General features: G+C 64.1%; 10 protein-coding genes. 1 reads left to right on the plus strand and 9 read right to left on the minus strand.

The window, feature by feature from the left end; all coding sequences use genetic code 11:
* The first annotated feature begins 415 nt into the window (after positions 1 to 415).
* A complete protein-coding gene (locus ACYQ2W_RS10260) occupies positions 416 to 1270 on the plus strand; it encodes a hypothetical protein (RefSeq protein WP_459865983.1) in 855 nt (284 codons plus the stop codon).
* A gap of 22 nt (positions 1271 to 1292) precedes the next feature.
* On the opposite strand, the gene ppsR is transcribed toward ACYQ2W_RS10260, so the two are convergent.
* The 9 genes from ppsR to ACYQ2W_RS10305 all read right to left on the minus strand — a co-directional run bounded on the left by ppsR (position 1293) and on the right by ACYQ2W_RS10305 (position 15948).
* Positions 1293 to 2114, minus strand: a complete 822-nt coding sequence (gene ppsR, locus ACYQ2W_RS10265; RefSeq protein ID WP_459865986.1) for a posphoenolpyruvate synthetase regulatory kinase/phosphorylase PpsR — start codon at positions 2112 to 2114, stop codon at positions 1293 to 1295.
* A gap of 253 nt (positions 2115 to 2367) precedes the next feature.
* The gene (gene ppsA, locus ACYQ2W_RS10270; RefSeq protein WP_459865989.1) at positions 2368 to 4764 is read right to left on the minus strand and encodes a phosphoenolpyruvate synthase; all 2397 of its coding nucleotides are present in this window, start codon (positions 4762 to 4764) and stop codon (positions 2368 to 2370) included.
* 115 nt (positions 4765 to 4879) lie between these two features.
* Positions 4880 to 5059 (minus strand): chemotaxis protein, encoded by a 180-nt coding sequence (locus ACYQ2W_RS10275; protein WP_459865992.1) that lies wholly within the window; start codon positions 5057 to 5059, stop codon positions 4880 to 4882.
* Positions 5060 to 5321: 262 nt separating this feature from the next.
* On the minus strand, positions 5322 to 5912 hold the full coding sequence (locus ACYQ2W_RS10280) for an electron transport complex protein RnfA (RefSeq protein WP_459865995.1): 591 nt from the start codon (positions 5910 to 5912) through the stop codon (positions 5322 to 5324).
* A 334-nt stretch (positions 5913 to 6246) separates the two neighbouring features.
* Entirely contained in the window at positions 6247 to 6900 is a 654-nt protein-coding gene (gene rsxE, locus ACYQ2W_RS10285; RefSeq protein WP_459865998.1) for an electron transport complex subunit RsxE, read from the minus strand.
* Between the two features lie 287 nt (positions 6901 to 7187).
* The gene (locus ACYQ2W_RS10290; protein WP_459866001.1) at positions 7188 to 7916 is read right to left on the minus strand and encodes an RnfABCDGE type electron transport complex subunit G; all 729 of its coding nucleotides are present in this window, start codon (positions 7914 to 7916) and stop codon (positions 7188 to 7190) included.
* On the minus strand, positions 7913 to 8971 hold the full coding sequence (locus tag ACYQ2W_RS10295) for an RnfABCDGE type electron transport complex subunit D (RefSeq protein ID WP_459866004.1): 1059 nt from the start codon (positions 8969 to 8971) through the stop codon (positions 7913 to 7915). The genes ACYQ2W_RS10290 and ACYQ2W_RS10295 overlap by 4 nt, the downstream gene beginning before the upstream one ends.
* Positions 8972 to 9145: 174 nt before the next feature.
* Entirely contained in the window at positions 9146 to 10498 is a 1353-nt protein-coding gene (gene rsxC / locus ACYQ2W_RS10300; RefSeq protein ID WP_459866007.1) for an electron transport complex subunit RsxC, read from the minus strand.
* A 533-nt stretch (positions 10499 to 11031) separates the two neighbouring features.
* Positions 11032 to 15948: a 2-oxoacid:acceptor oxidoreductase family protein gene (locus ACYQ2W_RS10305; RefSeq protein WP_459866010.1), complete on the minus strand. Its 4917-nt coding sequence runs from the start codon at positions 15946 to 15948 to the stop codon at positions 11032 to 11034.
* Positions 15949 to 15971 lie beyond the last annotated feature (23 nt).

Genomic DNA, 15971 nt, shown 5'->3' on the forward strand with positions numbered 1-15971 from the left:
CGTCAGGAGGTTAGGGTCAAAAAGACGACTTTCTTGAAATATTCTCAGAGGGTGTTTGCAAAATATAGCGCCAAAGTGGCATAGCCTAATGATTAGGTTAAACAAATCGAAAAGACCGAGCTTCGAGTGTGGCTATGAAAGTCAATTTGTATCAATAGGTTGTGCTTTTTGTAAACACCCTCTCGTGCGAGTATGTTGTCAGATTGGAAATCTGTGGTATAAAATGGGGCTTCCCAGGCTGCGGTGTTTTCAAATGATCGCCTGTGTCGGAATGAGGTGAATAAAATTTAAAGAGCTGTATGCCTATGATTTGTAACTGAGTTTAGAGGAGGAATGGTTTGTTGTGGGGGTTGAAATACCATTATATATATAAGGTTTTTTAGTTGCTTAATAATTTGAGAAATGGAATGCCTAAATGATGAGTAATAACGGTGGGAATGGTGCGGGTTTTTTTCATAATGTATGGGCGCAAGTAATCGCGACGTCAGTGGTGTTATTATTTGTTGGCCTGCTGGGATTGATTGGGTGGCTTATTCACGTAAATCAGAATACTAAAGATGCTTATCAAGATCTTCGGGAAGTTGTAAGAGAGGGCGAGGAGCGGTTGCAGAAGAAGATTCGGGATGCTACGGATAATGGGGGTGTGGAGAAGGATATGGCGAATGGTGGGGCAAGTAATTTGGTGAGTGAGGGGGCTGGTGAGTATCTCGTATCCAAAGATGAATTGTATAACGAAATTAATAGGGTGGTCGGTCCGATATTTAAAGATATATCTAGATATAGTGAAGTGAATTTTCAGGAGTTGCGACGAATTGAAAGAGAGGTGACTCAAAGAATGAGTGGTTTGCTTGAGGACGAGAGGAAAAAAAGTGAATCGCTTACGGAAAAAATTATTGTGCTGAGTGGCGATAAGTCATCTATCGAGGCTAAATTGATTTCCATTCAAGAAAAGCTGGAAGAAAAAGAAGGAAGAATATCGGTGCTGGAAAGGGAAAATGAAAGGCTGACTCTTATTGGTTCAAAAATGGGAGCGCTTCAAGCAAAGACTTACGAAGTGGCTGACCAATATGGGAGAGGGTACTTGTCATGCCTGAAAGATGATAACGCGCTGTCTCAAATTGGTGGCACATTGAAAAATATTGTGTCCATTGATTGGGTTAACAATGATGATTATAGAGGGGAAGAGGAGAATTATAGAAGAATAATGAGTCGTTTGCAGGATGAGCAAAATAAGATTGATTTTCATCAGTCTGTGTTGAAATTAAATTGATGAATTTTTAGCTTGTGATTTATTACCCAAAAAGCCGGCGCTCCAAGCCGGCTTTTTGCATCAGGGTGGTGGCGATCTCCTCGATCGACATGTTGGTGGTGTTGAGGTAGGGGATCGCCTCCATGCGGTAGAAGGACTCGACCAGTTCGATCTCATAGCGGCATTGGCGAAGTTCGGCGTATTTGGAGCCGGGGAGGCGGCGTTCGCGGATCTCCTGCAGGCGTTCGGGGTCGATGATCAGGCCGAAGAGGCGGCTGCGGTAGGGTTTCAGTTTCTTCGGCAGGTGGTTGGCCTCCAGGTCGTCCTGGGTCAGCGGGTAGTTGGCGGAGAGCACGCCGAACTGGAGCGAGAGGTAGAGGGCGGTGGGGGTCTTGCCGGTGCGTGAGACGCCGAGCAGGATGATGTCGGCGGCGTCGTAGTTGCTGTTCATGGCGCCGTCGTCGTTGACCAGCGAGAAGTTCAGCGCGTCGATGCGGGCGTTGTAGACGTTGTAGTTGCGCGCCGAGTGGGAGACGCCGGCGACGTGGGAGGCGGGCATGCCCAGCTCCTTCTCCAGGGGGGCGGCGAAGGCGTCGAAGAAGTCGATCAGCAGGCCGTCGCTCTTCTCGATCACCTTGCGCACCTCGGGGTTGACCAGGGTGCTGAAGATCAGCGGGCGGGTGCCGCGCTCCTTGCCGGACTGGTTGATCTTGCCGACCGCGGCGCCGGCCTTCTCGACGGTGTCGAGGAAGGGCCAGGAGGTGAATTCGAAGTCGATGCCGTCGTACTGGGTGAGCAGGCTGCGGCCGAGGGTCTCGGCGGTGATGCCGGTGTGGTCGGAGACGAAGAAGACGGGACGTTTCATTGGCGTGATCTCCGGAATCGATTCAATACGCGTTTCGTGGTTTCGCGCTCGGACGCGGTGGAGCGGGGTTTCGCATGGGTGCCTCCGTTTGCGTCGCCGCGGTAGCGACGACCTACGCTGCATCCATCGCCTTACCTGTTCCAGTATCCAAATTCTTTTTTTTCGTCAGAAAAAAAGTGGGCGCATCCGTGCGCCCGATGGGTAAGGTTCGTCTCAAGGCGAGACGAAAGCGCAGAGTCGGTCGGTCAGTCGGTCAGGCCACTTCGGCGTGGTTCTTCTTCGCCGCGGTGGCGGCCAGTTCGAGCCAGGTGGAGACGACGGTGTCGGGGTTGAGCGAGACGCTCTCGATCCCCTGTTCCATCAGCCACTTCGCCAACTCGGGATAGTCGGAGGGACCCTGGCCGCAGATGCCGACGTACTTGCCGTGCTTGCGGCACGCCTCGATCGCCATCGCCAGCATCTTCTTCACCGCGGGATCCCGCTCGTCGAAGTAGTGGGCGATCAGCCCGGAGTCGCGGTCGAGCCCGAGGGTCAGTTGGGTCATGTCGTTGGAGCCGATGGAGAAGCCGTCGAAGTGCTCCAGGAACTCTTCGGCGAGCACCGCGTTGGAGGGCAGCTCGCACATCATGATCACCTTCAGCCCGTTCTCGCCGCGCTTCAGCCCCTGCTCGCCGAGCAGTTCGATCACCCGTGCGGCCTGATCCACGGTGCGCACGAAGGGGATCATGATCTGCACGTTGGTCAGGCCCATCTCGTCGCGCACCCGCTTGAGTGCCGCGCACTCCATCTCGAAGCAGGGGCGGAAGTCCTCGGAGACGTAGCGCGCCGCGCCGCGGAAGCCGATCATCGGGTTCTCTTCGCCCGGCTCGTAGCGGTCGCCGGCGAGCAGGTTGGCGTACTCGTTGGACTTGAAGTCCGACATGCGCACGATCACCGGGCTCGGCGCGAAGGCGGCGGCCAGGGTGGCGATCCCCTCGCTCAGTTTGCCGACGTAGAACTCGGTGGGGCTGGCGTAGCCGGCGGCGCGCTCGTCGATGGCGGCGCGGATGTTCTCCGGCTGCTTGTCGTATTCGAGCAGCGCCTTGGGGTGGACGCCGATCATGGTGTTGATGATGAACTCCAGGCGCGCCAGGCCGACGCCGGCGTTGGGCAGGTTGGCGAAGTCGAAGGCGCGGCCGGGGTTGCCGACGTTCATCATCACCTTCATCGGCAGCTTGGGCATCTCGCCGGTGTCGGTGCGGTTCACCTCGAAGTCGAGCAGTCCCTTGTAGACCATGCCGGTGTCGCCCTCGGCGCAGGAGACGGTCACCTCGACGCCGTCCTTCAGCCGCGCGGTGGCATCGCCGCAGCCGACCACCGCCGGGATGCCCAGTTCGCGGGCGATGATCGCCGCGTGGCAGGTGCGTCCGCCGCGGTTGGTGACGATCGCCGAGGCGCGCTTCATCACCGGCTCCCAGTCGGGGTCGGTCATGTCGGTGACCAGCACGTCGCCGGGCTGGACGCGATCCATCTCGGCGATGTCCTCGATCAGGCGCACCGGGCCGGCGCCGATCTTCGAGCCGATGGCGCGGCCGTTGACCAGCGCCTCGCCGATCCCCTTGAGGCGGTAGCGCTCCAGCACCTGGGCGTTGCCGCGGCTCTTCACCGTCTCCGGGCGGGCCTGCACGATGTAGAGCTGGCCGTCGCCGCCGTCGAGGGCCCACTCGATGTCCATCGGCCGCTGGTAGTGGTTCTCGATGATCACCGCCTGGCGGGCGAGGTCGTGGAGCTGTTCGTCGCTGAGGCAGAAGCGCTTGCGCTCGGCACGTTCGACGTCGACGGTGTCGACGGTGTGGCCGGGCGTGTCGTCGCTCGCGTAGACCATCTTGATCGCCTTGCTGCCGAGCTTGCGCGAGAGCACCGCGGGGCGGTCGGCGGCCAGGGTCGGTTTGTGGACGTAGAACTCGTCGGGGTTGACCGCGCCCTGCACCACGGTCTCGCCGAGGCCGTAGGAGGCGGTGATGAAGACCACGTCGCGGAAGCCCGACTCGGTGTCGAGGGTGAACATCACGCCGGCCGCGCCGATGTCGGAGCGGACCATGCGCTGGATGCCGGCGGAGAGGGAGACCTCGGCGTGTTCGAAGCCCTTGTGTACGCGGTAGGCGATGGCGCGGTCGTTGTAGAGGGAGGCGAACACCTTCTTGATCGCGGCGATCACGTTGTCGAGGCCGCGCACGTTGAGGAAGGTCTCCTGCTGGCCGGCGAAGGAGGCGTCGGGCAGGTCCTCGGCGGTGGCCGAGGAGCGCACGGCGACGGCGAGTTCCGCATCGCCCGTTTGCTTCTCCATCTTCTCGAAGGCGCCGGTGACCGCGTTGAGCAGCGGCTGGGGCAGCGGGGTCTCCTCGATCCAGGTGCGGATGTCGTTGCCGGCGCGGGCCAGCTCGGCGACGTCGTCGATGTCGAGGTTCTTCAGCCGCGCGTAGATCCGGTCGTTGAGCCGGTCGTGACGCAGGAATTCGCGGAAGGCGTCGGCCGTGGTGGCGAAGCCGCCCGGCACGCGTACACCGGCTCCGGCCAGCCCCCCGATCATCTCGCCGAGGGAGGCGTTCTTGCCGCCCACGCGATCCACGTCCCCCATGCCGAGGGATTCAAACCAGATGATGTATTCCACGGTAGTACCCTTTCTCTCTTTGGTGATCAATTTTTTTCCGCAAATGAACGCGAATGAACGCAAATGAAGAGGAAGGGTTTCTGTTTGCGTTCATTGGTGTTTATTTGCGGAGTGCCTACGACTTCCGGCAGCTTCCGCCGCCGCACAGACAACTGCCGCCGCAGCCGCCACCTTCCTGGGTGGAAGGGCCCAGTTCGGGGTGGCGTCGGGTGAACAGCCGTGTGAGCTGCTGCACGGTGACCCAGCCGAGGGTGATCAGCAGGGTGGCCCCGATGGCCGCGATGTAGTGGTTCATGACTCTCCTCCCGGGGTTGTTTGGGCGGGACGCCTTACCCGTTCTCGTTCCCACGCTCCGCGTGGGAACGTCTGCTTCGACGCTCCGCGTGGGAACGTCTGCTTCGATGCTCTGCGTCGTACCTGGTTCTGCTTCCCGCTATCGGGCGAGGTGCCACATTCAGGACGCAGAGCGTCCAAGGTGGGGGTTACGACGCGGAGCGTCGTAACCAGAAGGTTGGGGGAGGGCGGTGGGTTCGCGTTCATTTGCGGATCCCTCTTTTTCAACCCACCGCGCCGCCGAGGCCGGCGAAGCCCATGAAGGAGAGCGACAGCAGGCCGCCGAGCATCAGCGACAGCGCGGCGCCCTGGCTGACGCTGGGTACCTCGGCCAGCTCCAGCTTTTCGCGCAGGCCGGCCATCAGCATGATCGCCAGGATGAAGCCGCCGGCGGAGCCGGCGCTGTAGGCGAGCGATTGGGTGAAGTCGTAGCCCTTGAAGGTCTGGAACAGGGCGAGGCCGAGGATCGCGCAGTTGGTGGTGATCAGCGGCAGGAAGATGCCCAGTGCGCGGAACAGCGACGGGCTGAACTTCTTCATCGCCATCTCCACCAACTGCACCGCCGAGGCGATCACCGCGATGTAGCAGATCAGCCGCAGGAATTCGAGATCGAGGGCGACCAGTGCCTCGTTGATGAAGTAGGCGACCGTGGAACTCATCAGCATCACGAAGCCGGTGGCCAGCCCCATCGACCAGGCGGTGTTGAGCTTGCCGGAGACGCCGAGGAACGGGCAGATGCCGAGGAACAGCGCCAACACGAAGTTGTTGATCAGCAGCGCGTTGAGAAAGATGAAGCTGACGGAATCGTGTGCCATTACCGGTCACCTCGAAGAATAGGAGTTGTCCGCAAACGCAACCGAATGGACGCAAATAGAGAAATGGATCTGCTCACTTTCATTGCTGCTCACTCGTGCTCCTTGTCGTAGGTCGGCGCTACCGCGCCGACGCAAACGGAGGCATATCGGTTGAATTACGCGCCGAAACCCTCCGAGCGGTACGAGGCACTCGGAGCGAATCATGTGGTTCACGCCGCGGTGCCTCCGTTCCGTCGCGGCGGTAGCCGCGACCTACGACAGCACCTGCCGACATCCTGGATTCGACCTCTTCGCATTCGCGCTTGTTTGCGTTCATTTGCGGAAAACTCTTCTCTTAGGCCTTGGCCGCCACCGCGGCGTCGAGTTGGCGCTGCTCCTTGCGGTTCTTCAGCCAGTTGAAGAAGAGCAGCCAACTGCCGAGGACGAAGAAGCCGCCGGGGGGGAGGATCATCACCACCCACGGCTGGAAGCTCTCGCCGAACAGCGGGAAGCCGAGCAGGGTGCCGGCGCCGAGGATCTCGCGCACCACGCCAAGCGCCAGCAGGCCAATGGTGAAGCCGAGGCCCATGCCGGCGGAGTTGACCACGGTCTTCACCGGCGGGTGCTTGGAGGCGTAGGACTCGGCGCGGCCGAGGATCATGCAGTTGACCACGATCAGCTGGATGAAGGCGCCGAGCTGGTTGTAGAGGTCGAGGCTGATCGCCTGGATCAGGTAGTCGACGATGGTGACGAAGGTGGCGATGATCACGATGTAGGTGGCGATGCGCACCTGCTTGGGGATCAGCCGGCGCAGTACCGAGACCATGAAGCCGGAGGCCATCAGCACGAAGGTGGTCGCCAGCCCCATCGCGAGCGCGTTGGTCGCCGAGTTGGTCACCGCCAGCACCGGGCACATGCCGAGGAGCATGACGAACACCGGGTTCTCTTCCCAGACACCTCTCAAGAAGGTGTCGAGGGTGATCGGCTCGCCGGGGTTTTGATCAGCCATGGCTGGTTACCTTTAAGAATTCTTGTCCGCAAATGAACGCGAATGGACGCGAATGGACGCAAATCAAGAAGGAGATAGGTCGGTTCGATTTCATGTGGCTGTTCATCTTCGTAGGTCGGCGCTACCGCGCCGACGCGAGCGGGGGCACCGGGGTCCAATTACGCGCCGAAACCGTCCGAACGGTATGGATGGTTCGGAGGGGGGCGTGGAGCTCATGCCGCGGTGCCTTCGTTTCGTCGCGGCGGTAGCCGCGACCTACGCGGGCGGGTGCCTTTTCCCATTTGCGTTTATTTGCGTTCATTTGCGGACCCCTCTTCTTTCTTCACTTCGATCCGCTCGATCTCCTTCAGGTGCGGCATCAGCTTCGGCATCAGGTGCTGGGCGCCGCGGTCGAGCGCCTTGGCCACCGCGGTGGAGGAGACGGTGGCGCCGGAGATGGCGTCGATCTCCCACGGGTTCTTCTTGCTGCCGTGCTTCACCGCGACCACCGGGTGGGCGAGGGTGTCTCCGGCGACGGTGACGTCGAGCGCCTTGAAGTTGGCGAGGAAGCCCTTGTCGGTGAAGATCTTGTCGCCCAGCCCGGGGGTTTCGGCGCTCTTCAGGATGTAGTTGCCGGTGATGCATTGGCAGTGCGGATCGATGCCGAAGAGCACCCGCACCAGGTCGGCGTAGCCCTGGGCCGCGCTCTCGACGGCGACGCCGACCAGCTTTCCTTGCGCGTCGTAGGCGGCGTAGAAGGGCACGCCTTTCTTGCCGTCCGCCTCGGCGGCGGGAACGATGCCGGCGTCGGTGGCCACGTAGTCGCGGCGCTGCACCGCACCCTTCGGCACCACCTGGAACAGGGCGCGTTCGATCAGCTCCTGTTTGTTGGCCTCGATCATCGGCTTGGTGGTCTCGAAGACATAGACCACCAGCAGGCCGGAGATCAGCGAGACCAGGCCGAGGGTGAGGATCATCGCGGCACTCGCGGTCTTCGGCGGCGCGGGCATCGGCTTGCTTTCGGTCGCGGCGTTCATTGCGCGCCCTCCTTGCCCTTGCGCGCGCCGTAGATGCGCGGCTGGGTGAACTGTTCGATCAAAGGCGACGCGGCGTTGCCCAGCAGGATCGCGTACATCACCCCCTCGGGCAGCGCGCCGAAGAGGCGGATCACCACCGTCAGCACGCCCATCAGTCCGCCGTAGATCCACACCCCGGCGGGGGTCACCGGCGAGGCGACCATGTCGCTGGCCATGAACAGTGCGCCGAGCATCAGGCCGCCGGAGAAGATCATGAAGAAGGGGTCGGGGAAGCGGCTGGCGTCCACCAGATAGAAGATCGCCGAGAGCAGGAAGGCGCTGCCGATCATCGCCGCCGGGATGCGCCAGTCCATCATCCGCCGGGCGATCAGGTAGCCGCCGCAGAGCAGCACCAGCAGCGCCGAGGTCTCGCCGGTGGAGCCGGCGGTCATACCGGTGAAGAGGTCGAGGTGCGCGGTCTCGACGCCGCCGTATTTCCACGCACCAAGGGGCGTGGCGCCGCTGAAGGCGTCCACCGCCACCTGCGCCGACCACTCCTTTACCGACGGCGGCACGGTGAAGGGGAAGGCGAGGGTGGAGGGGATGAATTCGAGGAAGCGGCCGTGGGCGCCGGCCGGGGTCCAGGTGGTGATCGCCACCGGGAAGGCGGCCTGGACGAAGGCGCGGCCGACCAGTGCCGGGTTGAAGACGTTGAAGCCGAGGCCGCCGAACAGCGCCTTGCCCAGCGCGATGGCGACGAAGCCGGCGACCGCCGCCATCCACAGCGGGAAGCCGGGGGGGAGGGTCAGCGCCAGCAGCAGGCCGGTGATGGTGGCGCTCCAGTCGCCGAGGGTCGACTCGCGTCCGGCGAGGTGGTTGGAGAGTCGTTCGGTGCCGATGCAGGCGAGCACCACGGTGACGATCAGGGCGAGCGCGCTGAGGCCGAACTGCCAGACCGAGAAGGCGGCGAGCGGCAGCAGCGCGTAGACCACGTTGCGCATGATCTGCGGGACGCTCGCCGCGCTCTTGATGTGCGGCGAGGTGCGCAGTTCGACTCGGATGTTCTGTTCGGGCATGGGGTGTTGCCTGGTCTCTGTGGTCGTTCGCCCCGCGGGCTTCGTTGGTCGCTTCGGTGGCGGGTCGGTCGGTGCCTTCTTCATCGCGGCCTGGGGGCCGCTCCTACAGGGGGTGTCGCGCTGTAGGAGCGGCCCCTAGGCCGCGATGGCGCCCTTTCCGCCGCTCCCGCAAGTTCATGCCGCCGTGCGTTCCCGGTTGATCGACTTGGCGATGCGGAAGTACTGCACCAACGGAATGTTGGAGGGGCAGACGTAGGAGCAGCTGCCGCACTCGAAACAGTCGTTGAGGTGGTACTTCTCCGCCATCTCGCCGTAGTGACGCTTGGCGGCGAGGCGGCCGAGCATCGACGGGTTGAGGTGCAGCGGGCAGGCGTCGAGGCAGCGGCCGCATTTGATGCACGGCTGCACCTTCATCTCGGCGCTCTGGCGCTCCTCGCTGCGCCGCTCGGGGAGGATCACCACCCCGGAGACCGCCTTGGTCACCGGCACGTCGAGGGAGGCGACGGTGGCGCCCATCATCGGGCCGCCGAGGATCACCTGGTTGGCCGCCGAGGCGCAGCCGACCCGTTCCAGCAGGAAACGCAGCGGGGTGCCGATCGGCACGAGGTAGTTGCCGGGGTGCTCGATACCGGGGCCGGCGACGGTGACGATGCGCTCGATCAACCCCTCGCGGCGCGGCAGCAGGCGGCCGATCTCGGCCAGGGTGGAGACATTGTTGACCACCACGCCGACCTGATAGGGGAAGCCGCCGGAGGGGACCTCGCGGCCGAGCACCGCCTTGATCAGCATCTTCTCCGAGCCCTGGGGGTATTTGGTCTCCACCACCTCGACGCTGATCGAGCCGTCCTCGGGCAGCACCTTGCGCATCGCCTCGGCGGCCTCGGGCTTGTTGTCCTCGACGCCGATGATCGCGCGTTCCACTCTGGCTGCGCGCATGGCGACGCGGATGCCGGTCATCAGCTCCTCGGGGCGTTCGACCATCAGCCGGTGGTCGGCGGTGAGGTAGGGCTCGCACTCGCAGCCGTTGACCAGCAGGGTGTCGACCTTGTGGCCTTCCGGGACCGACAGCTTGACGTGGGTGGGGAAGCCGGCGCCGCCGAGGCCGACCATGCCGCAGGCCTGCACCTCGCGGATGATCGTCTCCTCGTCGAGGCGCTCGAGATCGAGCGCGCCGCCGTAGAGCACCTCCTGGCTGGAGCCGCCGAAGGGGCGCAGGATGATCGCCTCGCTCTTGGGGCCGCGGGCGGTGGGCATCAAGGCCACCGCCTCCACCTCGCCGGTGACCGGGGCGTGCATCGGTACTGACATGTGGCCGTCGGCCTCGGCGATCGGTTCGCCGCGGGCGACCTCCTGGCCGGGGCGGACGATCGCCTTGGCCGGGGCGCCGAAGTGCTGGGAGAGCGGTACGACGAAGCGCGGCGCGAAGGGCAGCCGTTTCAGCGGCTGATCGCGGGTCTGCTCCTTGTACTCCGGCGGGTGGATGCCGTGGGGGAAGCTCTTGCGTTTGAACAGGTCGAGGATGCCCATGTCAGTTCGTTTCCGCTTCGGGGTGATCAACGCGGAGGACGCGGAGGCGCAGAGACGCGGAGGGGAATAGGGCTTGGTTGGTCACTGCGCTGGTCCTGGTCTCGTCGTTGTATTGTGTCGTTCAGTTCTGCGAAGGCCGTTGCGGTGCGTTACGGCAGTGCCTTCGTTTTGGTGGATGCGCTGCGCTTATCCACCCTACGGTTTTGCGAGGGCGTCTCTTGTGGGAGCGGCCCTTAGGCCGCGATGACGCCCTTTCTGCGAACCGCCGTTGGTGTCGTCGAGGGTGGTGGTCCGCACCGATCGCGGCCTGGGGGCCGCTCCTACAGGTGACGGGGTGCCGGCGTCTCGCGATACCTTCAAATTCGTCGGGTCCTTCATTCCTCAAAAAAAGGGCTCCCTCCCTGGAGCCTATGGGGAGGATGTCGTCGTGATGACGACCGGATTGAACCTTATTAGTGGTTCGTTTTGCCTTCGATCAAACTCTTCTCCGCGTCTCTGCGTCTTTGCGTTCTCCGCGTTTCTTTCCAGAGCGCCTATTGATACTTTTCAGCGCGCTTCATCAGCTTGTCGATCCCGGCCTCGGCGGGATTCGCCGGGGTGCCGGGGTGGATGCACGAGGCGGTGCACTTCTCCGCGGCGCGCACGATCTCCTTGAACGGTGCGCCCGCCGGATCGACCACCACCGCCTTCTTCTGGTCGTTGTACTGGAACACCTTCGGCGCGATGTTGATGCACTCGTCGCAGGTGGTGCACTCGGGGGTCTCGACCCATACCGGCTCGAAGCCGCCGCCGTTACCGTTGGCGCCGTTGCCCGGCTTGGGTGCGGCGGCGCCGTCGGAGAGCATCGCGGTGAGGTTGCCGCCGCCGCTGCCGGTGGCCAGCGAGAGCAGGCTCTCGGTGAGACGGCGGGCCATGTCGACCCGTGCCGCCTCGGCCGCCTGCTCGGCGCCGATGCGCTGGGTGTCGCCGGTGAGCGACTTGAGCTGGCGCCAGAAGCGACGCCGCTCCAGGGTCGACTCGACGATCTCGGCGGAGACCAGCACCCGGTTCAGGCGGTTCTTGCCATCCACCGTCCAGATGTAGGGGTAGAGCCCCTCGCGCTCGCTCTCGTCCATCTCCAGGAAGTCGGTCAGCGCCACCATCTCATCGCCCCAGGTCTCCGGCGGCGCCTTCTTGAAGTGCTTGCGGAAGCGCCCCTCGGTCACCGCGAAGTCGGCGAAGGTGAGCGGCAGCTCCATGCTCTTTTCGGCGCCGTCCTCTTCATAACGCAGGGTGTAGCTCGGCCAGTCGCGCTCGACGAAGGGGTTGCCCTCCAGGGTGGAGCACTCGTCGAGGGTCTCGCCGGCGTCGGGGTCGAACTTGAACAGCGGGTAGGCGCGCGACTCCACCGCCAGCTTGGACTGGGCGCGGGAGGCATCATCCGCCACGCCGTGCTCCGGCTGGCACACCGCGTAGACGTTGAACAGCGCCGGGCGGCGGCTGTTGAGGCCCTCGATGTAGCCCTCCAGCAGGTGGGTGATGTTGGAGATGGAGCCCTGCAGGGTGTAGGTGGAGCGGTGGCCGACGGCGATCAGGCTCATCTCCTTGCGGATCTCCTCCTTGCCCTTCTGGCGCTTGCCGTAGGGGGACATGTCGGCGATCTGCGCGACGAAGCCGGAGGTGCAGGCCTGGCCGCCGGTGTTGGAGTAGACCTGGGTGTCGAGCACCAGCACCTTGATCGGCATGCCGGATATCATCATGCGTGAGAGGTTCTGGAAGCCGATGTCGTACATCGCGCCATCGCCGCCCACCGAGACCACCGGCGGGCTGAGGCGGAACTCCTCGTCGGAGAACTGCTTCCAGTCGAAGTACTTGAAGAACTTGTCGTGCTTGTCGCGGTTGTACTGGCCGGCCAGCTCCAGCTCGGCCATGCGGATCGCCTTGAAGCCCTCGGCCATCTTCGCCATGTGCCCTTCGAAGAGGCCCATCGCCATCGACGGGGAGTCCTGGAACAGGTTGCTGGTCCACGGGAAGGGGTAGGGGGCGTAGGGGAAGGTGGAGCCCCACACCGAGGTGCAGCCGGTGGCGTTGACCATGCCGAGGTTGGCGCGGCCCTGGCCGGTGTTGCCGTGGGTGTACTGCCACTTGAGGTGCTTGAGCTTCTCGATCAGCTGGGTCACCCACTGCAGCCACTCGGGGTCGATCGGCTCGTCGTCGGAGGCGCCGAGCTTGGCGGCCAGGGCGGCGAGCGAGAGGTTCTTCTCCTGGTGCTCGTTGATCGCCTCGGTCACCGCGGCCAGCGAGCCGAGGTTCATGTGCTCGGCGAGCTTGATCCGCACGTGGCGTTCGAGGCCGTGGATCAGGGTGTCGAGCTTCTCCAGCAGGGCCTTCACCCGCGGCTGCATCAGCGCGGTGACGGTGGCGGTGAAGAGGTGGACCACGGTCTTCTCGCCGCAGCCGATGCAGGCGCCGTCGCCGCACACCATGGAGCCGTAGGTGGCCTTGTCGAGGAGCAGGGTCTCCAGCGCGCCGATCTTCTCGTCGAGGTCCTCGATGCGGATGAAGTCCTTGCGCGTGTTGGGCAGCTCCAGGTAGCGCGACCAGTCGTCGCGCAGCCGCTGGATCGCCTCCGGGGTCTGCGGGCGCGGGGTCAGGGCGTCGTCGCCGCACACCTCGACGCACTCCATGCAGCCCTTGCAGGTGTAGGGGTTGATAGTCAGCGAGAAGAGGCCGCCGGAACCCTTCTGCTTCTTCTCGCGGGTGGTGTAGTAGGGCTTGGTGATGGCGAAGCGGTAGTCGCCGATCCAGTCGAGGAGTAGCGCCAGCTCTTCGCCGAGGGTTGCCTTGGCGTCGGTTTCGAGGTCGCTCTCGGCGAGGTGCTGATCGCACGCCTCGCGCAGGCGGGTGGAGACCTCGCTCGCTTCACCGTCGCTCTCGACCAGCGCGGCGAGGCGCTTCTCCACGTCGCGCACCGCGCGGCGCAGGTGGACGGTGGGGTGGCCGCTGGTCTCGATGCGCTCGACGGCGGTGTTGAGCACCTCGCCGATGGAGCTGACCAGGCCGGGGATGGCGCTGTCCGGGCAGACCGTGTAGCAGTCGCCGCAGGCGGTGCAGTTCTCGGCGTTCCACTCCGGGTAGTCGAAGCGGATCTGGGTCATGTCGCGGAAGAGCCCGGTGGAGGCGGGGATCAGGCTGACGCCCATGAAGGGGTCGACCAGATTGTCGGAGCCCTGGCCGGAGAGGTAGAAGTTGCCGGTCTGCTCCCAGAAGCGGTGGATGTCGGCGATCTTGTGCTCGTTGGCCGGCAGGTGGCGGACCATCTTCGGCAGCTTGATCTCGCGGCGCAGCTGGCGGTAGCCGGCGGCGGTTTCCGCCTCGATGCGCTTGTCGGTGACTTCGAACAGCTCGTCGAAGCCGCGGCGCACCACCCGCAGGTTGTCCTCCACCACCCGGCGACCCTTGGCGCCGAACTTCGATTCGAGCTGGTGCTCGATCGCCTGGAACAGGGTGGTCTCGTTGAGCCCGGCGTTCTCCATCACCGGCGAGGCGCGGAAGAAGGCGCCCTGGAAGGCGATGCCCTGCATGCGGAACTGCAGTTCCGGATTGGAGGCCTCGTCGCGGGCGATCCTGAAGGCGTCGAGGTAGAAGAGGCGAATCTCGTTCTCCGCGATGTAGCGCCGGGTGGTCAGCGGCAGGCTCCGCCACACCGCCTCGGGGGTCTCCAGGTTGCTCTGGATGATCAGCACGCCGCCCTTGCGCAGGCCGCCGACGGCGTTGGAGTGTTCGAAGACGTTGGGGTCGGGGGAGAGCACCACGTCGACGAAGTTGAACTCGCAGTTGACGCGGATCGGGGTGGGCGCGGCCGACAGGTAGTAGGTGGTGGGCTGGCCCTTCTTCTCCGAGCCGTACTTGGGGTTGGCCTTGATGTCGTAGTCGAGCAGTTCGAACAGGGTCATCGCCAGGTTCTTGCCGGTGGTCACCGCGCCCCAGCCGCCCACCGAGTGCATGCGCACGGTGATCGCCCCCTCGGGCATCAGGTTGGGGTTCTCGCTGCCGCGCAGGGCCAGTTCACCGATGGTCGGGTAGGCCTCCAGCAGCTCCTGCATATGCAGTTCTTGCTTTGGGGAGGCGGCGGCCTCGCGGACGAACTCCACCGAGAGGTAGAAGAACTTGCGCCGCTTGCCCCCGGGCAGCATGTTCTCCACCGCGGCGACGATCCCCTCGGGCTGGAGGTCGCGGGAGCCGAGGCCGTAGCAGCCGGAGTAGAGGCGGGGGGACTCGCCGATGCCGTAGGCGGCGTAGCCGGGGTAGGGGAGTTCTTCACCTTTTTCGATAATGCCGTTCTCCAGGCACTTGCCGACCGCGGCGCGGATCTCGCGCATCAACGGCAGGTCCTCGGCCATCGGCTGGTCGGTGCGTTCGAGCACGGCGACGCCCTTCTTGCCCTTCAGCGCATGGCCCATCAAGTCGCCGGGGAAGGGACGGAACAGGGTTGCGTTGACCACGCCCACCTTGATCCCGCGGCTCTCGCGCAGGTAGTCGGCCACCGCCTCGGCCTGCACCACCATGGAGCCCTGGCCGACGATCACGTAATCGGCGTCCTCGGTCTTGTAGGTGCCGACCCGCTTGTATTCACGGCCGGTGAGCGCGGTGAATTCGGCCATCGCCCGGTCGGCCAGCTCCGGCACGTGGGCGTAGAAGTAGGGGCGCTGGGCGGCCACCGCCTGCATGTAGGCGTCCTGGTTCTGCACCGAGCCGGAGGTGACCGGGTTGTCGACGTCCCAGATCTCCGGGATGCGCCGGCGGGTGGGGCCGAAGAGCATCTTCTGCGCCGGGGTGGGGCAGTCGATGATGTCGTCGGGGCGGCCCAGGTATTCGGCCACCAGCTCGCGCTCGGGCACCTGCAGGGACTCGATCAGGTGGGTGGTGAGGAAGCCGTCCTGGGCGCAGATGCCGGGGGTCAGCGCCAGCTCGGCGATGCGGTGGCTGATGAGGTTGAGGTCCGCCGCCTCCTGGGCGCTCTTCGCCATCACCTGGAAGAGACCGGTGTCGTCGGCGCAGTGGTAGTCGTCGTGGGCGCAGTGGACGTTGAGGGAGGCCTTGGTGATGGCGCGGCAGCCGAGGTTGAGGACATAGGTGAGGCGCTTGCCGGCCGCGGTGTAGAGCGACTCGTGCATGAACGCCATGCCCTGGGCGGAGGTGAAGTTGGTGGCGCGCAGGCCGGTCATCGAGAGGCCGGCGGTGACCGCGGCGGCGGCGTGCTCGGACTCGGGCTCGACGAAGATCAGCGGCCGGTCGGAGATGTTGAGGTGGCCGTTGGCCGACTCCACCGACCAGTACTCGCCCATCTGGGTCGAGGGGGTGATCGGATAGGCACCGGCGGCGTCGGTGGACTCCCGCTCGCACATGATCACGGCGGTGTTGCCATCCATCGCGGCGCGGTTGCCCGGGTATTTGGGGGTGGTGGTCATTGGCTCGTCTCTCCGTCAGTTCT

The sequence above is a fragment of the Endothiovibrio diazotrophicus genome, from assembly GCF_054657215.1.